Source organism: uncultured Brevundimonas sp., from assembly GCF_963977465.1.
Taxonomy (GTDB): domain Bacteria; phylum Pseudomonadota; class Alphaproteobacteria; order Caulobacterales; family Caulobacteraceae; genus Brevundimonas.
Genome location: NZ_CAXBOQ010000003.1, coordinates 289,982 through 307,954 on the forward strand (window position 1 = coordinate 289,982; position 17,973 = coordinate 307,954).

Consider the following 17,973-nt stretch of genomic DNA (forward strand, 5'->3'; position numbering starts at 1 on the left):
ATGACCCAAGCTTGGCCGTGAGGGCGTCTTGGCCTACACTGCGGGTCTCTCGGGGGAGACCGAACCATGCGCAATCTGATCATTATCGCTGCTGCGACGGCGTCCGTCCTGATGCTGGGCAGTTGCGCCACCATGAGCGAGGACCAGTGCCTGGCCGGGGACTGGGGCAATCAGGGCTATGCCGACGGGCGGTCCGGACAGCCGGTCAGCCGTCTGGAATCCCACACGGAGGCCTGTGCCAAATACGGGGTCGTCCCCGATGCCCCAAGCTATTATTCGGCCCGTGAGGACGGGCTGCGCGAATACTGTACCCCGGCGCGCGGCTTTCAGGTCGGACGCGAGGGCAGCGGCTATGCCGATGTCTGTCCGCCGCAGCTGGAGGCGGATTTCCTGCCTGCCTATCGCGACGGGCAGATCGTCTATGCGGCGGAGCAGGCCCTGTCGTCGGCGCGATCCAGCGTTTCGAGCCTGGGGTCGCGGGCCGAAGATCTGGATGACAAGATCCGCGCCAAGCGCGCCGAGATGCGCGCCGATGGCCTGACCGATGAGCAGCGGGAGCAGATCCGCAACCGTATCGGCGAAATCCGGCGCGAGCGCGAAGGCGTGCTGCGGGACTGGCGACGGGCCCAGGACGAGGTCGACGACGCTGAACGGCGCGTGCGCGACGTTCACTATCGCTTCGTCGATCACTACGGTCGCTGGTAGGGCGAACAGGCGGCGGTCATGACCGCCGCCCGATGGCTCAGGAGGCCGCGCGCAGCTGCTGGCCGAAATGCGGGTCCAGTTCACCCGAGGCGTAGCGTTTGGCCATCTGGGCGACGGCCAGCGGCTTGATCTTCGACGCCTGACCTTCGCAGCCGAACTGTACGAACCGTTCCTGGCAGAGCTTACGCATCGCCTCCTTGGCGGGCTTGAGATAGGCGCGCGGGTCGAACTCGCCCGGCTTCTCGGCCAGCACCTTCCGGATCGCGCCGGTCATGGCCATGCGGTTGTCGGTGTCGATGTTGATCTTGCGCACGCCGTTCTTGATGCCGCGCTGGATCTCGGCGACCGGCACGCCCCAGGTCTGGGGCATCTTGCCGCCGTATTCGTTGATGATGTCCTGCAGGTCCTGCGGCACCGAGGATGAGCCGTGCATGACCAGATGGGTGTCGGGCAGGCGGCGGTGGATTTCCTCGATCACGTTCATGGCCAGGACGGCTCCGTCCGGCTTGCGGCTGAACTTGTAGGCCCCGTGGCTGGTGCCCATTGCGATGGCCAGCGCGTCGACCTTGGTCTCGCGCACGAAGTCCACGGCCTGGTCCGGATCCGTCAGCAGGGCGGAATGGTCCAGCTTGCCCTCGAAGCCGTGGCCGTCCTCGGCCTCGCCCATGCCGGTCTCCAGCGAACCCAGTACGCCCAGTTCGCCCTCGACCGAAACGCCGCAGCTGTGCGCCATCTGAACCACCCGCCGGGTAACGTCGACGTTGTACTCGTAACTGGCCGGGGTCTTGGCGTCCTCTTCCAGCGAGCCGTCCATCATCACCGAGGTGAAGCCGTACTGGATGGCGGTCGCGCAGGTCGCCGGGCCGTTGCCGTGGTCCTGGTGCATACAGACCGGGATGTGCGGATATAGTTCGGCCAGGGCGTCGATCAGCTTGGCCAGAACGATGTCATTGGCATAGCTGCGGGCGCCGCGGCTGGCCTGGATGATGACCGGCGCGTTGACGGCCTCGGCCGCCTCCATGATCGCCAGGCCCTGCTCCATATTGTTGATGTTGTAGGCGGGCAGGCCGTAGTCGTTTTCAGCGGCGTGATCGAGCAGTTGTCGCAGGGTGATGCGGGCCATGGGGGAACTCCTGAAGCGCATGACATATTGCCGAAGGTCTAGCCTCGACGCGCCGCGAAGTCACGCAATGTAACGGCTTGTCCGACCTTGTCGCGACCGCGGATCAGGCGCGACGCAACGCCTCGACACCGGGCAGGGGCTTGCCCTCCATCCACTCAAGGAAGGCCCCGCCGGCGGTGGAGACGAAGGTCATGTCGTCGACCACGCCTGCATGATTCAGCGCCGCGACGGTATCGCCGCCACCGGCCACGGCGACCAGGGCTCCGGCCTTGGCCAGCTTGGCCGCGGCCTGGGCCGCCTTGACCGTGGCGGCGTCGAACGGCGGCACCTCGAACACGCCCAGCGGGCCGTTCCAGATCAGGGTGCGCGACAGGGCCATGGCCTTGATCAGCTTCTCGACCGTCAGCGGCCCGGCATCGAGGATCTTCTCGTCGTCACCGATCGGCTCTCGGGCCAGGACGGTACGGGTTTCGGCCCCCGGCTTCACCTCGGTGGCAATGACCACATCGATCGGCAGCAGGATCTCGCAGCCTTTTTCGGCCGCCTCGGCCAGGATGGCGCGGGCGGTGTCGGCCAGGTCCTTCTCGCACAGCGATCCCCCCACATCGACGCCCTGGGCGTGCAGGAAGGTGTTGGCCATGCCACCGCCGATGGCCAGCCGGTCCAGCTTGCTGACGAGGTTCTGCAACAGGTCCAGCTTGGACGAGACCTTGGAGCCGCCGACGATGCCCAACACCGGCTTCTGCGGATTGCCGAGGGCGGCATCCAGCGCGTTCAGCTCGCGCCGCATCGATTCCCCGGCATAGGCGGGCAGCAGGCGCGCCAGCCCCTCGGTCGAGGCGTGGGCGCGGTGCGCCGCCGAGAAGGCGTCGTTGACATAGAGGTCGCCCAGTTCGGCCAGCTGTGCGGCAAAGGCCGGGTCGTTGGCCTCCTCACCGGCATGGAACCGGACATTTTCCAGCAGGATGACGCCGCCGATATCGAGGTCGGCGATCATGGCTTTCGCCTCATCCCCCACGCAGTCAGGTGCGAACCGGACCGGCCCACCCAGGATGATCTCCAGATCATCGACGACCGGCTGCAGGCTCATCGACGGCACGACCTTGCCTTTCGGCCGGTCGAAATGGGCCAGCAACGCAACCTTGGCCCCGGCGTCTCGCAGCCGCTGAATCGTCGGCACCGCCACGCGCAGCCGGGTATCGTCGGTGACCTTGCCGTTCTCCATCGGCACGTTGAAGTCCACGCGAACCAGCGCGGTCTTGCCGGCGAGGCCACCGTTGGCCTTTGCGGCGTCGTCGAGGGTGCGGAAGGTCATGGGCGGCTCCGGTAGAAGGGGGTCGGCTGTTGTTATCCCTTCTCCCCTCGTGGGAGAAGGTGGCTCGCGCAGCGAGACGGATGAGGGGGATGGCAGGCCAGCCCAATCGTTTGAGAGCGACGATGACCTTCGCCGAGATGGCGATGTGGGCGTTGCTGCGTCGGCGCGGCTTTGAAGGCTGGAAATTCCGTCGCCAGACCCGCATCGGCCCGTGGATCGCCGACTTCTGCTGCTACGATCTGAAACTGGTCATCGAGCTGGACGGCGGCGTGCATCGCCTGCGCGAGGCCGAGGACAGGGCGCGTGACGCCGATCTGGCCCGGAGAGGTTTTACTGTTCTGAGGTTTGGTAATGAGGCGATCCTGACCAATCCGAACCTGATGCTGGAGGCCATCCGCCGCCATGCTGCGGACCGACCACCCCCTCATCCGTCAGGCTCCGCCTGACACCTTCTCCCACGAGGGGAGAAGGGACGGTTTAGATGACCGTGCCGCCCTGCAACGGCGCGTTGAAGCCCACGCGGACCAGGGCGGTCTTGCAGGCGAGGTCATTGGCATCGTCGAGGGTGCGGAAGGTTATGGAATCAGATTCCAACATCAAAGCCGGCGATTACACCGATCCAAAACAAACTGTAGCCGACGACCCAGATGAATGCGGCTTTTCCAACCTGCATGGCGACCTCGTGGTGCCGCATCCCTTTTGCATCGCCTGAAACGGAGGCTGACCTCCATCGATGCCCGATGAAGACTATTGCCAACGCACCTGCCGCCAGCAACGTTGCCACCATGGCAGGGCCGAACGGCGGCCAGGCACCAAAGCCCATGACGTAAGCCCAACCCAGCAACGTCAGGCCAGCCGCAATCCTAATCATCAAATCAGCTTGCTCATCACCAGCGCCGTGTCCGCCATCCGCGAGGCGAAGCCCCACTCGTTGTCGTACCAGGTCAGGACGCGGGCCAGTTTGCCGTCGACGACCTGGGTCTGGGGCAGGGCGGCGGTGGACGAGGCGGCGATGTGGTTCAGGTCGCTGGAGACCAGGGCTTCGTCGGTGGTGAACAGCACCCCCTTCATCGGACCGTCGGCGGCGGCCTGCAGGGCGGCGTTGATCTCCTCGACCGTGACTTCGCGACCGGCGACGACCTTCAGGTCAACGACCGAGACGTTCGGCGTCGGGACGCGGATCGACGAGCCGTCCAGCTTGCCCTTCAGTTCCGGCAGCACCAGACCCAGGGCCTTGGCGGCGCCGGTCGAGGTCGGGATCATCGACAGGGCGGCGGCGCGGCCGCGGTACAGGTCCTTGTGCATCGTATCCAGCGTCGGCTGGTCGCCGGTGTAGGCGTGGATGGTGGTCATATAGCCGCGCTCGATGCCGAACAGGTCGTTCAGCACCTTGGCCACCGGGGCCAGGGCGTTGGTGGTGCAGCTACCGTTGGAGACGACAATGTCCTCGGCGGTCAGGGTCTCGTGGTTGACCTTGTAGACGATGGTCTTGTCGGCACCGTCACCGGGGGCCGAGATCAGCACCCGCTTGGCCCCGGCCTTGAGGTGGGCCGCGGCCTTGTCGCGCGCCGTGAAGATGCCGGTGCACTCAAAGGCGATGTCGACGTTGAGTTCCTTGTGCGGAAGGTTGGCCGGATCGCGCTCGGCCGTGACCCTGATCTTGCCGAGGCCGACGTCGATCCAGTCCTCACCGCTCTCGATGGTGCCGGGGAAGCGACCGTGGACCGAGTCATACTTCAGCAGGTGGGCGTTGGTGGACACCGGGCCCAGATCGTTGATCGCCACCACCTCGATGTCGCGACGGCCGTGCTCGACGATCGAACGCAGAACAAGACGGCCGATACGGCCGAAACCATTGATGGCGACGCGGACGGTCATGGGCGGGGCTCCTGAAGCGGTGTGTGTGATTGGCGCTTCAATGCGACCGACGGGCGCGCGGATCAACCCCGGGCCGCATAACAAGGGGTGGCGGAGTGTAACGCTTCAGGCCAGCGGTAGGGTCAGCCGGGCCGTCAGCCCGCCGCCCGGCCGGGCTTCCAGAACCACGTCGCCGCCGTGCGCCCGGGCCGCCTGACGGGCGACGCTGAGGCCGAGGCCGGCCCCGCCCGTCTCGCGGTTGCGCGAGCGTTCACCGCGATAGAAGGGCTCGAACACCGCCTCCAGCTCGGATTCAGCCAGACCGGGGCCGTCATCTTCGACCGTGATCACGGCGGTGCCGTCGATGGTCGCGGCGTCGACGCAGGCCCCGCCGCCGAATTTGACGGCATTGGCGATCAGATTGGCCAGGGCCCGGCGCAGGGCGGCCGGATCAGCGACGACCGGCAGGGGCGAAATGCCGCGGAAGATCACGCTGGCCCCGGTCTCGCTGAAACCGGTGGCGCAGTCCGCCCCCAGCGCGGCCAGATCGAAGGGTTCGCTGCGGTCCGGTGCCACCTCGCCACGCACATAGGCCATGGCCGTCGCGATCATGGCGTCCATCTCCTCGATGTCGGCGGCCATGCGGTCACGCACATTGTCAGGGGCCTGTTCGGCCCGGAAACGCAGCCGGGTCAGGGGCGTGCGCAGGTCATGGGCGATGGCGGCGACGGTCTGGCTACGGCGGCGCATATGGTCGCGCAGCGCGGCCTGCATGTCGTTGAAGGCGTGGATGGCGGTGCGGACTTCGGTGGGGCCCGAGGCGACCATGGGTTCGGCATCGGGGTCGGCCCCCAGCCGTTCGGCCGCCTCGGCGAAGACCCGGATCGGCCGGGTCAGCCGCCGCGCCATGAACCAGACGAGCGGCGCGAGCAGCAGCAGGGAGATGCCCAGGGCGATCAGGATCCGCACCTGCCACGGCGACAGCAGGCCGTGCGGCGGGGTGACCGAGGCCCAGCGTCCGTCCGGCAACCGCAGGGCCGCGCTGAACGGGGCGAAGGTCAATTTGTCGGTGACCACGGTGAACTGATGGGTGGTGGTGTCGATCGTGATGGCCTCGGCCCCGGCCGGGGCCACGCGGCGCATGTGCACCTCGGCCCGGACCTCGCGGGTGGGCCTGTCGGGGTCGACCGTCTCGTCGGGACCGGCGCGTTGGTTCCAGTGCAGCGACGCCCCGTCGGGGGAGGCGGGCTCCGGGCCTCCGGGGCGGACGAAGACGAACTCGGTGCGCCTGTCTCCCGATTGGGGCGGAGGCGGCTGACGTTCGGGGCCCGGGCCATGGCTGACCGTGACCCGCAGGGCGTCGGGCGCAACCTGAAGGCGCTGGGCCAGTCCGGCGCTGATGGCCAGGGCCAGCGACTCGCGCGGATTACCCGCCAGTTGCGGGGCCTCGTCCGACAGATGGCGTTTCAGCGCGCGCCCGTCTGAGGTCTGGGCCGGACGCCCCTGCAGGGCCTCGGCAGCGGCCTCGATGCTGAAGCCCGCGGGGCGGGGCTCGGGGGCCAGCAGCACCACGCCGAAGGCCACGGCCTGGGACATGACCACGGCCAGGGTCGCCAGGGCGGCGACCTGGATAAGGACGGGCAGGGCGGTGGGCGATCTCATCGGCGCTCGACCTTCGCGTCGAACATATAGCCCTCGCCGCGCAGGGTCTGGATCAGCTCCAGGCCCGAGCCGTCGTCCAGCTTGCGCCGCAGCCGGCTGATCTGCACGTCCATTGCCCGGTCGAATACATCGGAGTCCGCCCCCCGCGCCCGTTCCAGCAGCTGGTCGCGGGTCAGCACCCGGCCCGGGCTGTCGACGAAGGCTCGCAGCAGGGCGAACTCGCCCGCCGACAGGGTGGCGACCTCGCCGTCCGGACGCGTCAGTTCCCGCCGCATCAGGTCCAGACGCCAGCCGGCAAAGACCAGCGCGGCCCCGTCGTCCGGGCCGTCCTCGCGCGGGCGGCGCAGCACGGCGCGGATACGGGCCAGCAGTTCCCGGGGATTGCAGGGCTTGGCCAGATAGTCGTCGGCTCCCAGCTCGAGGCCGATGATCCGGTCGGTGTCGCCGCCCATGGCGCTGAGCATGACGATCGGCGGCCCCTTACCGGACAGGCGGCGGCAGACGGACAGGCCGTCCTCGCCCGGCATCATCAGGTCCAGCACGATCAGGTCCGGGGCTCGCGTGGCCACGACCCGGTCCATCTCGGCGGCGGTCGCCGCGCCGGTGGCCTCATAGCCGTGCTGAACCAGATAGTCGCACAGCACCTCGCGGATGCCGGGGTCATCGTCGACGACCAGAATGCGGGGGGCGGAGGGCGGGTTCATCCCGGCCATAGTGACGGGGTCCGGCGTCGGCGTCATTTCAGCACTGAAACAATTCTCTCTGTCCCTGCAACATGGCGGCAAGGACGCCGTGGTCCAAAGGGGGTCATAGCTTCACTGCAGAGAGATACGCCATGCTGACCCTACTGAACCTCGCCGCCGTCCTGACCATGCAAACGTCGCCGGCCCCGCCCCCGCCGCCGCACATGCGCACCGAGACCCGAGTCGTTGTCATGGGCGACCATGACGGCCCCGGCGGTCTGGACAAGGACGGCGACGGCCAGCTGACCCGCGAGGAATTCGCCGGACCGATGAATGACGCCTTCGCCCGGATGGATGCCGACGGCAACGGTCGTTTGTCGTCCGAGGAACTCCGCGCCGGTCACGGCCAGGGCGGCGATCACGAGATGATCTTTCGCCGTGGGCCTGACGGCGGGCCGGGCGAACGGCACGAGGAACGCATCATGGTGATTACCGATGGCGCACGGGGCGACGGGGGCGGCGAGCGCAATGTCTTCGTGCATCGTACAGGCCCCGGGGATGGCCCGATGACCTGGCACGACGCGGAGGGCGGCAGCCGCATCGAGATTGAACGGACCGGCGGCGATGATCTCGACACCGACGGCAACGGCAGCATCTCTGAAGCTGAGTTTCTCGCCCCGATGCGGGCGGCCTTTGCCCGGATGGACGCCGACCACTCAGGGGCCCTCGAGGCTTCGGAAAATGGCGGCGAACGTCAGGTTCGGGTCATCACTCGCCACCGCGAAGGTCCGGGCGGCCAATAGATCAAGGTCGGGCGCGATCGGGTCGAGAGCCGCACCCGCTCGCACGACGTGAGAATTAGGGGGGCTGCGCCGGACGGTGCAGCCCCCTTTTTTGTCTAGCCCGCGACGACCCGAACGCGTGAGGCCGCCTCGCGCGCCCGTTCGCGGGCCTGTTCCACCGTCTCGCCGCGCGCCGTGGCCACGCCCATGCGGCGGCGCTCGTAGCTCTCGGGTTTGCCAAACAGGCGCAGGTCGGCGGTCGGCACCACCAGGGCCTCGGCCACGCCCTCGAAGGCGATACCGACGGCGTCCATGCCGCCATAGATGACGGCGCTGGCCCCAATGTCGCGCTGGCTGACGTCGACGGGCAGGCCGAGGATGGCGCGTGCGTGCAGCGCGAACTCACTCATCGTCTGGGTGGCCAAGGTGACCAGCCCGGTGTCGTGCGGGCGCGGTGACACCTCCGAGAACCAGACCTGATCGCCCTTGACGAACAGTTCGACCCCGAACACGCCGAGGCCACCCAGCGCATCCGTGACCTTGCCGGCGATGTCCTGGGCATTGGCCAGGGCGGCGGGCGTCATCGCCTGCGGCTGCCAACTCTCGACATAGTCGCCCTTGACCTGACGGTGGCCGATCGGGGCGCAGAAGTCGGTGCGCACGGTTCCATCGCGCATCGACCGAACCGTTAGCAGGGTGATCTCATAGTCGAAATCGATGCGGCCCTCGACGATGACCCGGGTCGTCTCGACCCGGCCGCTGGACTGGGCCCAGGCCCAGGCGTTGCCCGCATCCTCCAGCGCCTCGATGAAGGACTGGCCCTTGCCGGACGACGACATCACCGGCTTGACGAACACCGGCAGGCCGATCCGGTGCGCGGCCTCGGCCAGCTCGGCCGCCGAACTGACGAAGGCATAGGGACTGGTCGGCAGGCCCAGCTCTTCGGCGGCCAGACAGCGGATGCCCTCACGGTTCATGGTCAGTTGCGTCGCCCGTGCGGTGGGGATGACCACCGCATGACCCGCCGCCTCGATCTCGGCCAGGACGTCGGTGGCGATGGCCTCGATCTCGGGCACGATGATGTGCGGCATCTCGGCGGCGATGACCCCGACCAGCACCTGCGGATCGGTCATCGGGATCACATGGCTGCGATGCGCCACCTGCATGGCCGGGGCGTTGGCATAGCGATCGACGGCGATTACCTCGACCCCCAGCCGCTGAAGTTCGATGGCCAGTTCCTTGCCCAGTTCCCCGGCCCCCAGCAGCATCACGCGGGTGGCGGAGTCGGACAGGGGGGTGCCGATACGGGTCATGGGGTCAGTCCTCGTTGCGGGCCGGTTCGATCAGGTCCCAGGCATTGCCGTACAGATCCTCGAACACCACCACCTTGCCATAGGGTTCGTGGCGCGGAACCTCGCGGAAATGAACCCCGGCCGCTGACCACGCCGCATGGTCACGCAACAGGTCGTCCGTCTCGAGGAACAGCCAGACCCGGCCGCCGGCCTGGTCGCCGACGCGGGCCAGCTGCTCCGGCGTCGCGGCCCGGGCCAGCAACAGGGAGGTCTGGCCGCCTTTCGGTGTCACCCGCACCCAGCGTTTGCCGCCGCCCATGTCGGTGTCTTCGCTGAGGTCGAACCCCAGCGTGCCGACATAGAAGGCGATGGCGGCGTCATAGTCGCGGACGAGGAGCGAGACGGCCCCCAGGTGCGCCACGGTCTAGAGCCGGACCTTGACCGCCGCCACCACCGCCTCGGCGGTGATGCCGAACTCGCGGTACAGGACCTCGGCCGGGGCAGAGGCCCCGAACGACGACATGCCGACGAAGGCGCCGTCCTCGCCGATGAACCGTTCCCAGCCCTGTTTGATGCCGGCCTCGACGGCGACCCGCACCGTGCCGCGACCGATGACCGAGGCCTGGTATTTGGCGTCCTGCTGTTCGAACAGTTCGAAACAGGGCGCCGAGACGACCCGGGTCGGGGTGCCTTCGGCCTCCAGGGCGTCGGCGGCGGCCAGGGCCAGGGCCAGCTCGGTGCCGGTGCCGAACAGGGTCACCTTCGCCGTGCTGGAGGCGGAGCGGATCTCATAGGCCCCGCGGCTCGACAGGTTTTCCGACGCGGCGACGGTGCGCACCGCCGGGGTTTTCTGGCGCGACAGGGCCAGGGCCGAAGGGCTGGTGCGATGCTCAAGCGCCAGTTTCCAGCACTCCATAGCCTCGATCGTATCGGCCGGGCGGAACACCAGCAGGTTGGGAATGGCGCGCAGGGCGGCCAGATGCTCGACCGGCTGGTGGGTCGGCCCGTCCTCGCCCAGGCCGACGGAGTCGTGGGTCAGCACATGCACGACCCGGATACCCATCAACGCGGCCAGACGGATGGCCGGACGGCTGTAGTCCGAGAACACCATGAAGGTGCCACCGTAGGGGATGACTCCGCCGTGCAGGGCCATGCCGTTCATGGCCGAGGCCATGCCGTGCTCGCGGATGCCCCAGTTGACGTAGCGACCGTCATAGGTCGGCGCGTCGAGGATGGCGGTACCCTTGACGAAGGTGTTGTTGGAGCCGGTCAGGTCGGCCGAGCCGCCGATCAGCTCGGGGATGGCCCCGAACAGCTGGTCCAGCGCCGCACCGGACGACTGGCGCGTGGCTTGGGCCGGCTTGGTCTCGACCAGACCGGCGATGGCGGCCTCCAGCGCATCGAACGCTCCGGCGGGCAGGTCACCGGCCATGGCCCGGGTGAATTCGGTGGCCTGGGCCGAGGCGGAGAGGCGGGCCTCCCAGGCCTTGCGGTGTTTCGCGCCATGCTTGCCGACCTTGAGCCAGGCCTTGCTGATCGCTTCTGGCACCTCGAACGGACCCGCGGTCCAGTGCAGCGCCTTGCGGGTCGCCTCGATCTCGGTGGCCCCCAGCGCGGCCCCGTGGGTCTTGTGGCTGCCTTCCATCGTGGCCGCGCCACGGCCGATCTTCGTCTTGCAGGCGATCAGGGTCGGCTTCGACTGTTTCGTCGCCCAGGCGAGCGCCTTCTTGATCTCGCCCATGTCGTGACCGTCGATGGTCTTCACGGCCCAGCCGCTGGCCTTGAAGCGCGCCTGCTGGTCGGTCGTGTCTGACAGGGCCACGGCTCCGTCGATGGTGATCGAATTGTCGTCCCACAGCACTGTCAGTTTGTTCAGCTTGTAGCGACCGGCCAGGGCGATGGCTTCCTGCGACACGCCCTCCATCAGACAACCGTCGCCGGCGATGACCCAGGTGCGGTGGTCGACCAGCTCATCGCCGAAGCGTGAGGCCATATGGCGCTCGGCCATGGCGAAACCGACCGAATTGGCCAGACCCTGTCCCAGCGGGCCGGTCGTGGTCTCGACGCCGGGCATGTGACCGTATTCCGGGTGACCGGCCGTCTTCGACCCGAATTGGCGGAAATTCTCAAGCTCGGCGCGGGTCGCGGCCTTGTAGCCGGTCAGGTGCAGCAAGCTGTAGATCAGCATCGAGCCGTGGCCGGCCGACAGGATGAAGCGATCCCGATCCGCCCAGTCGGGCTGGCTTGCATCAAACTTCAGAAATTTGGAAAACAGCACCGTGGCCACGTCGGCCATACCCATCGGCATGCCGGGGTGACCGCTCTTGGCCTTCTCGACGCCGTCCATGGCCAGGACGCGGATGGCGTCGGCCATCTGCTTGTGGGACGCCTTTTCGGGTGCGGGGGAGGAATTGCTCACGGCGCTGACCTTTCGGCGAGTCGAGGGAAATGGAGGCGGGACGCTTTACCGCGACGCGCTGGCGGGTTCTATACGAAATCTGGAGGATGCGACCCGATGGCTGATGCGACCACCACCGCTAAGGACCGGATCGACCGTGCGCTCGCGACGCTGGAGCGCAAGGTGCTGGAGCTGAAGGCCCGCCCGGCGACGGCCCCGGCGGTCGGCGACGACGATCTGTTCGCCCCGCGCGCCGGCCTGCCCGAGGACGCCGAACGCATTGCCGCGCTGGAGACGGCCGGTCGCGACGCGGCCGGGGCCCTGGCCCTCGCCGCCGACACGGTGCGCGATATTCTGGATCAACAAGCACGGGACGGGCAGGGCTGATGGCTACGGTCACGGTCGAAATCAACGGACGCCCCTATGCCGTGGGCTGCGCCGACGGTCAGGAGGACCGCGTGCGCATCCTCGGCAAGCAGTTCGACACCAGCGTGCGTCAGGTAGCCGGCGATGTCGGCCATGTCGGCGACGTGCGCCTGTTCCTGATGGCCGCCCTGATGCTGGCCGATGAGCTGCACGAGGCCCGGCTGGCCCTGCAAAATGGTACCGGAGCAGCGACACCGGCCCCGGCCGCTCCTGGTGGAGACGGCGTGGCCGAGGCGCTGAACGCCGTGGCCGCCCGCATCGAGAAGATCACCCTGGGTCTGTGAAGACGGGCCATTGTCCGGACACAGGCGAACGCCTATATTCTATCCCGGCGGGTCTTGCTGCGGCCCTCGTCGAAGGCAACATTCCTCGCGACCTTAATTCACTCAAAGGGATCTGTCCCTGTCCGGGCTCGAGGGCCTGGGCATATGGAGCCCACCTGGCTACCCAGGTCTGAGAGGATTTCAACGCTCTTCACGGTTCTTGCGGCGCCGCCAACCCATTCTTCCGAGCGCGCTCCCGTTCGCCGCGCGGCAGCCCTTCGTTCGAGCGCGCCTTTATGACCGACAAGAGCGAACTCCGGGCCGCGATGCGCGCCACCCGCAAGCAGCTGGCGGCGCTGGATCCCAAGGCAGCGCACAGCGTCGCCGGGTACGCGGATGATATTCCGGGCGTGGTGGTCCACGCCCTCTACTGGCCGATCGGCTCGGAACTCGATCCCACGCCACTGGCATGGAGACTGGCCTATGAAGGCTATGATCTCTGTCTCCCGGTCGTCATCGCGCTGGACGAACCGATGATTTTTCGTCTCTGGAGACCGGGCGATCCGCTGGAGCCGGATGCGGCGGGGGTGCCGGCACCCCTTCCTCTGGCGAAGGTGGTGGAACCGGAACTGATCCTGACCCCCTTGCTGGCGTTCGACGCCGTGGGTGGTCGGTTGGGGCAGGGCGGCGGCCACTACGATCGCACCTTCGCCGCGCTTCCCGATGCCCTCCGTATCGGCCTCGCCTATGAAGGGCAGCGCGTCGATCGCGTCCCGATGGAAGCCCATGATCAGGTCTTGCAAGGTGTTTTGACCGAGGTCGGCTATACCCGCATCCGTGGGCCGCACGGCTATGAGGACTGAGTATGCGTTTGGCGTTTTTTGGCGATGTGGTGGGCAAGTCCGGCCGTGATGGCCTCTCTGACCACCTGCCCGGCCTGAAGCGGGACCTGAAGCTCGATTTCGTCGTGGTCAATGCCGAAAACGCCGCCGGCGGCTTCGGCATCACCGAGAATACGGCCAAGGAACTGTTCATGGCCGGGGCCGACTGCCTGACGCTGGGCAACCACAGCTGGGACCAGCGCGAGGCCCTGACCTATATCGTGCGCGAACCGCGCATGATCCGCCCGGCCAACTATCCGCGCCTGATGGATGCGCCGGGGGCCGGGGCCAATCTGTTCGAGACGCCCAGCGGCAAGACCGTACTGGTGATGAACGTGCTGGGCCGTATCCACATGGACCCGATGGACTGCCCGTTCGGCGCGGTTGAACGCGAACTGGCCGCCTGCCCGATGGGCATGGCCGCCGATGCGATCATCGTCGACATGCATTGCGAAGCCACCTCCGAGAAGATGGCCATGGGCCATTTCTGCGACGGCCGCGCCAGCCTGGTGGTCGGCACCCACACCCATGTCCCGACCGCCGACTGCCAGATCCTGCCCGGCGGCACCGCCTACCAGACCGACGCCGGCGGCTGCTGTGACTATGACAGCGTCATCGGCAACGAGAAGGAAGAGCCGCTGCGGCGCTTCACCACCCGGCTGTCCGGCGGGCGCTACAGTCCCGCGTCAGGCCCGGCCACCGTCTGCGGCGTCTATGTCGAGACCGACGACAAGACCGGCCTCGCCACCCGTGTCGAGCCGATCCGTGTCGGCGGCCGTCTGAGCCAGGCGGTGCCGGTCGTCGCCTGACGAACCGTCACCGTCTCTCCGCCACCGACATCAGTCGGTCGCGGGCATCCAGGCCTGCATTTCAGCGATCTCGCGCGTCTGCCGGTCCTTGATGGTCCGGGCCATGCGGCGGACGGCCGGGTCGGACGACTGCGCCAGGGCGGCCTCGGCCATGGCCACGCCCGCCTGCTGGTGTGTAATCATCCGGGCCGCGAACGCCTGATCGGCCTGCGAGGGGGCGGGGCGGTCCATGTCTCGTGTCGCCGTGGTCGCTGCCCCATCCTTGACCGCCGCCGCCTGATGGGCGGCGGAAGCTTCACGCAGGGCTTGCTGAACGGGGTCGCCCCCGCCGTCGCACGCCGTCAGCACAACGGCGCAGGCGAGGAGCAGACAGCCGGCGCCCGTCCGCGCGGAGTTCCGCACGGATCAGCCCTCGATCCAGTTCGGCATCCAGCCCTCATGGATCTCGCGCAAATGCGTCAGCGGAATGCTGAACAGCTCGGTCGAGGCGAAGGCGTCGCCCCCGGCCTTGCCGACGACTGAGGCGTGCAGACCGGCTTCGCGCGCGGCGGCGATGATGGTGTCCGGATCGGGCACGGCGACCAGATAGCGGGCCTGATCCTCGCCGAACAGGAAGATGTGGGCGTGGGTGTCGCTGGTCGCGTCCAGCGTCACGCCGATGTCTGAGGCCAGGGCCAGGTCGGCGGCCGCGCCGATCAGCCCGCCGTCCGACAGGTCATGGACGCAGGTCAGGCCACCGGTCACGATCAGCTCGCGCACAAAGTCACCGGTCTTGCGTTCCAGTGCCAGATCGACCGGCGGCGGCGCGCCGTCCTCGCGGCCCAGCACCTCGCGCAGATAGATCGAGGCCCCCAGTTCGCCGACGGTCTCGCCGATCAGCACCAGGGTCTCGCCTTCGGTCATGCCGCCGAAGCCGGTGACCACGTCATAGTTGGTCAGCAGGCCGACCGCCCCGACCGTCGGGGTCGGCGGGATCGCTGCGCCATTGGTCTCGTTGTAGAGGCTGACGTTGCCGCTCACGACCGGGAAGTCCAGCACCCGGCAGGCCTCGGCCATGCCGTCGATGGCACGGACGATCTGGCCCATGATCTCGGGCCGCTGCGGATTGCCGAAATTGAGGTTGTCGGTGATGGCGATGGGCAGGCTGCCGACGGCGGTCAGGTTGCGCCAGGCCTCGGCGACCGCCTGTTTGCCACCTTCATAGGGGTCGTTCTGGACATAGCGGGGCGTACAGTCGCTGGTCACGGCCAGACCCTTGTCGGTGCCGTGCACCCGCACCACGCCAGCGTCGGCGCCGGTCGCGGAATCCTGCAGCGTGTCGGCCATCACGTGCCGGTCATACTGTTCCCAGATCCAGCGCTTCGAGGCCATATCGGGACAGGCGATGACCTTGAGCACCGCGTCCTCCCAGTTGGCAGGGGCGGGCACGTCGGCCGGGGCCAGACGGGGGTGCAGTTCGGGCTGGACCCATGGGCGTTCGTACAGGGGGGCGTCGTCGAACAGCGGGGCCAGCGGCACGTCGCACACGACCTTGCCGTGGTGGTTCAGGATCAGCCGACCGGTGTCGGTGGTCTTGCCGATCACGGCGGCGTCCAGACCCCATTTTTCGAAGATGCGGTGGCCGTCAGCCTCGCGGCCCGGCTTCAGCACCGCCAGCATCCGCTCCTGGCTTTCCGACAGCATCATCTCATAGGCGGTCATGCCCTCTTCGCGCTGGGGCACCATGTCCATGTTCAGCTCGACGCCGACGCCGCCCTTGCCGGCCATCTCGACCGAGGAACTGGTCAGGCCCGCCGCGCCCATGTCCTGAATCGCTGCCACCGCGCCCGAGGCCATCAGCTCCAGCGTCGCCTCGATCAGCAGCTTCTCGGCGAACGGGTCGCCGACCTGCACGGTCGGGCGCTTGTCGTCAGAGTCCTCGTCGAACTCGGCGCTGGCCATGGTCGCGCCGTGGATGCCGTCACGCCCGGTCTTGGAGCCGAAATAGACCACCGACATGCCCGCGCCCGGGGCGGCAGAGTAAAAGATGCTGTCGGCCCTGGCCACGCCCACACACATGGCGTTGACCAGGATGTTGCCGTTGTAGCCACGATGGAAATTGGTCTCGCCGCCCACGGTCGGCACGCCGACGCAGTTGCCGTAGCCGCCGATCCCCGAGACCACGCCCTTGACCAGACGTTTGGTCTTCTCGTGCGACGGATCGCCGAAACGCAGGGCATTCAGCAGGGCCACGGGCCGTGCGCCCATGGTGAAGACGTCGCGCATGATGCCGCCCACGCCCGTGGCCGCGCCCTGATAGGGCTCGATGTAGCTGGGGTGGTTGTGGCTTTCCATCTTGAAGATGCAGGCGTCGCCGTCGTCGATGTCGATGACCCCGGCGTTCTCGCCCGGCCCGCAGATCACCCGCGGTCCGGTGGTCGGGAATTTGGAGAGATGGATCTTCGACGACTTGTACGAGCAGTGCTCGCTCCACATCACCGAGAACACGCCCAGTTCGACGTCATTGGGCTCGCGCCCCAGACGGTCGAGGACGACCTGGTATTCGGCGGGGGACAGGCCGTATTCGGCGGCCAGTTCGGCGGTGGTCTTTTGCGGAGCGCTCATGGAGCGCGCTTCTAGCGACTCGGGGCCGATGTGTCAGCCTTCACGTGGTCGGGGGCGGCGCGAACGCGGGGGGCGAGGCGAAATACCAGGATGACGGCCCCGATCAGGACCGCGATGGCCGCGGCAAGGGCGGTGAAGGCCAGCACGGCATTGCGTGGCTGTTCGGCCGAGAACACACCGATCAACCCCCACGCCACCGGCAGGGCAAAGGCCGGGGTCCGCAGCCGGGCCGTCACCCCCAGCGCGAGCGCGGCGACGACTGCCACGGCCAGAATGGCCCAACCGGTCGGTGGCAGGGCCGCCGGCAGGTCGCCGTTGCCGGTCACCACGGTCAGCAGATTGACCGGGGCGGCGATGCTGAGCCACCCGGCCAGCAGCGCCAGCGGCCACACGGTCATCCAGCGATCAGGGTCGCCGCGCGGCAGGGCCCGGATCGCCGCGGCCTTGGCCAGCAACGGAATCAGCAGGACCAGCAGGGCCCCGAAGATCAGCACGATGGTGCCGGTCTCCCAGTCAAGGGCCGCGGCCACGATCCACCAGCCGATGGCCAGAAGGGCGGCGATCGACGGCCATCCCAGAACCTTCAGCAACGGCGACTCGACGGTCGCGGGAAGGGTCTGGCGCACCGCATAGACCAGCAGCCACGCATAGATGATGCCCCAGATGGCGAAGGCGAAACCGGCTACCCGCAGGGTCGCGTCGCTGTCGGCGGCGAACTCGGCCGGGCTCTGGCCCCAGCCCATGAAGATCTGGGCCTGGCCGATGATCACCGCGAACAGGGTGCTGGCGAGGACCAGCAACCGGCGCGTGGTCGTGGCCGATGTGGGGACGGGGGAAGTCACGGTCATCTCCGGGGACGGTGCTGGGGACGGAGCAGATACGTATGGAAACGGCAAAGGTTTCAGCGGCGGCCCTCACTGGACGCCGGTCGGGAACTCCAGGCCGGTCGCACGGTTAGACTCCTGTAGTTCAGGAGACCCGACCATGGCCGATGAAAAACCCGTATTCGAGACCGACGACGTCGCTGCCAGCCGCGTACGTGAGCAGGGACTGGGCATCGGGGCCCGCGAACTGGCGGCCCAGCGCGATCCCGGCGACGTTCAGTCGCGCGATGATGAGGATGTGCACGTCGAACCCGACGACGAGGCGCTGAAGACCGACGACGACGCCTGA

Annotated in this window: 20 protein-coding genes; 8 read left to right on the plus strand and 12 right to left on the minus strand. The window is 67.9% G+C overall.

Features of this window, described 5'->3' with window-relative positions:
* Window positions 1-66: 66 nt before the first annotated feature.
* Window positions 67-705, plus strand: coding sequence for a DUF2799 domain-containing protein (locus AAC067_RS08370; protein ID WP_339931425.1), 639 nt, complete (start codon window positions 67-69; stop codon window positions 703-705).
* A gap of 37 nt (window positions 706-742) precedes the next feature.
* On the opposite strand, the gene fba is transcribed toward AAC067_RS08370, so the two are convergent.
* Complete coding sequence (gene fba, locus AAC067_RS08375; RefSeq protein WP_339931427.1) at window positions 743-1,828, minus strand: class II fructose-bisphosphate aldolase; 1,086 nt, start codon at window positions 1,826-1,828, stop codon at window positions 743-745.
* A 103-nt stretch (window positions 1,829-1,931) separates the two neighbouring features.
* Window positions 1,932-3,143, minus strand: coding sequence for a phosphoglycerate kinase (locus AAC067_RS08380; RefSeq protein WP_339931429.1), 1,212 nt, complete (start codon window positions 3,141-3,143; stop codon window positions 1,932-1,934).
* 89 nt (window positions 3,144-3,232) lie between these two features.
* On the opposite strand from AAC067_RS08380, the gene AAC067_RS08385 reads away from it, so the two are divergent.
* Window positions 3,233-3,589 (plus strand): DUF559 domain-containing protein, encoded by a 357-nt coding sequence (locus AAC067_RS08385; RefSeq protein ID WP_339931431.1) that lies wholly within the window; start codon window positions 3,233-3,235, stop codon window positions 3,587-3,589.
* Between the two features lie 137 nt (window positions 3,590-3,726).
* Here the strand turns inward: AAC067_RS08385 and AAC067_RS08390 are convergent, their stop codons facing one another.
* The 4 genes from AAC067_RS08390 to AAC067_RS08405 all read right to left on the minus strand — a co-directional run bounded on the left by AAC067_RS08390 (window position 3,727) and on the right by AAC067_RS08405 (window position 7,402).
* Window positions 3,727-4,017: a hypothetical protein gene (locus tag AAC067_RS08390; protein ID WP_339931433.1), complete on the minus strand. Its 291-nt coding sequence runs from the start codon at window positions 4,015-4,017 to the stop codon at window positions 3,727-3,729.
* Window positions 4,014-5,021, minus strand: coding sequence for a type I glyceraldehyde-3-phosphate dehydrogenase (gap, locus tag AAC067_RS08395; protein WP_339931435.1), 1,008 nt, complete (start codon window positions 5,019-5,021; stop codon window positions 4,014-4,016). The genes AAC067_RS08390 and gap overlap by 4 nt, the downstream gene beginning before the upstream one ends.
* A gap of 105 nt (window positions 5,022-5,126) precedes the next feature.
* Window positions 5,127-6,662: an ATP-binding protein gene (locus AAC067_RS08400; protein ID WP_339931437.1), complete on the minus strand. Its 1,536-nt coding sequence runs from the start codon at window positions 6,660-6,662 to the stop codon at window positions 5,127-5,129.
* Window positions 6,659-7,402, minus strand: coding sequence for a response regulator (locus AAC067_RS08405; protein WP_339931439.1), 744 nt, complete (start codon window positions 7,400-7,402; stop codon window positions 6,659-6,661). The genes AAC067_RS08400 and AAC067_RS08405 overlap by 4 nt, the downstream gene beginning before the upstream one ends.
* Before the next feature lie 95 nt (window positions 7,403-7,497).
* Here AAC067_RS08405 and AAC067_RS08410 point away from each other — a divergent pair, with 95 nt between their 5' ends.
* Window positions 7,498-8,148, plus strand: a complete 651-nt coding sequence (locus AAC067_RS08410) for a hypothetical protein (protein ID WP_339931441.1) — start codon at window positions 7,498-7,500, stop codon at window positions 8,146-8,148.
* A gap of 95 nt (window positions 8,149-8,243) precedes the next feature.
* Here the strand turns inward: AAC067_RS08410 and purT are convergent, their stop codons facing one another.
* The 3 genes from purT to tkt are packed head-to-tail and all read right to left on the minus strand — an operon-like array spanning window position 8,244 to window position 11,793.
* Window positions 8,244-9,440, minus strand: coding sequence for a formate-dependent phosphoribosylglycinamide formyltransferase (gene purT / locus AAC067_RS08415; protein WP_339931443.1), 1,197 nt, complete (start codon window positions 9,438-9,440; stop codon window positions 8,244-8,246).
* A gap of 4 nt (window positions 9,441-9,444) precedes the next feature.
* Entirely contained in the window at window positions 9,445-9,840 is a 396-nt protein-coding gene (locus AAC067_RS08420) for a VOC family protein (protein WP_339931445.1), read from the minus strand.
* 3 nt (window positions 9,841-9,843) lie between these two features.
* The gene (gene tkt, locus AAC067_RS08425; RefSeq protein ID WP_339931728.1) at window positions 9,844-11,793 is read right to left on the minus strand and encodes a transketolase; all 1,950 of its coding nucleotides are present in this window, start codon (window positions 11,791-11,793) and stop codon (window positions 9,844-9,846) included.
* A gap of 141 nt (window positions 11,794-11,934) precedes the next feature.
* Here tkt and AAC067_RS08430 point away from each other — a divergent pair, with 141 nt between their 5' ends.
* From AAC067_RS08430 to AAC067_RS08445, 4 genes are all read left to right on the plus strand, one after another.
* Window positions 11,935-12,204 carry a hypothetical protein gene (locus tag AAC067_RS08430; RefSeq protein ID WP_339931447.1) on the plus strand — a complete coding sequence of 90 codons (270 nt, stop codon included), beginning with the start codon at window positions 11,935-11,937 and terminating at the stop codon, window positions 12,202-12,204.
* On the plus strand, window positions 12,204-12,527 hold the full coding sequence (locus tag AAC067_RS08435) for a cell division protein ZapA (protein WP_339931449.1): 324 nt from the start codon (window positions 12,204-12,206) through the stop codon (window positions 12,525-12,527). Before AAC067_RS08430 ends, AAC067_RS08435 begins: the two co-directional genes overlap by 1 nt.
* 275 nt (window positions 12,528-12,802) lie before the next feature.
* Window positions 12,803-13,369, plus strand: a complete 567-nt coding sequence (locus tag AAC067_RS08440; RefSeq protein ID WP_339931451.1) for a 5-formyltetrahydrofolate cyclo-ligase — start codon at window positions 12,803-12,805, stop codon at window positions 13,367-13,369.
* A gap of 2 nt (window positions 13,370-13,371) precedes the next feature.
* The gene (locus AAC067_RS08445; RefSeq protein ID WP_339931453.1) at window positions 13,372-14,196 is read left to right on the plus strand and encodes a TIGR00282 family metallophosphoesterase; all 825 of its coding nucleotides are present in this window, start codon (window positions 13,372-13,374) and stop codon (window positions 14,194-14,196) included.
* 30 nt (window positions 14,197-14,226) lie between these two features.
* On the opposite strand, the gene AAC067_RS08450 is transcribed toward AAC067_RS08445, so the two are convergent.
* The 3 genes from AAC067_RS08450 to AAC067_RS08460 are packed head-to-tail and all read right to left on the minus strand — an operon-like array spanning window position 14,227 to window position 17,642.
* Window positions 14,227-14,598, minus strand: coding sequence for a DUF305 domain-containing protein (locus AAC067_RS08450; RefSeq protein WP_339931455.1), 372 nt, complete (start codon window positions 14,596-14,598; stop codon window positions 14,227-14,229).
* 3 nt (window positions 14,599-14,601) lie between these two features.
* A complete protein-coding gene (gene purL / locus AAC067_RS08455; protein WP_339931457.1) occupies window positions 14,602-16,800 on the minus strand; it encodes a phosphoribosylformylglycinamidine synthase subunit PurL in 2,199 nt (732 codons plus the stop codon).
* 11 nt (window positions 16,801-16,811) lie between these two features.
* Window positions 16,812-17,642 (minus strand): hypothetical protein, encoded by an 831-nt coding sequence (locus tag AAC067_RS08460; protein ID WP_339931459.1) that lies wholly within the window; start codon window positions 17,640-17,642, stop codon window positions 16,812-16,814.
* A 142-nt stretch (window positions 17,643-17,784) separates the two neighbouring features.
* Between AAC067_RS08460 and AAC067_RS08465 the strand changes: the two genes are divergently transcribed.
* The gene (locus AAC067_RS08465) at window positions 17,785-17,973 is read left to right on the plus strand and encodes a hypothetical protein (RefSeq protein WP_339931461.1); all 189 of its coding nucleotides are present in this window, start codon (window positions 17,785-17,787) and stop codon (window positions 17,971-17,973) included.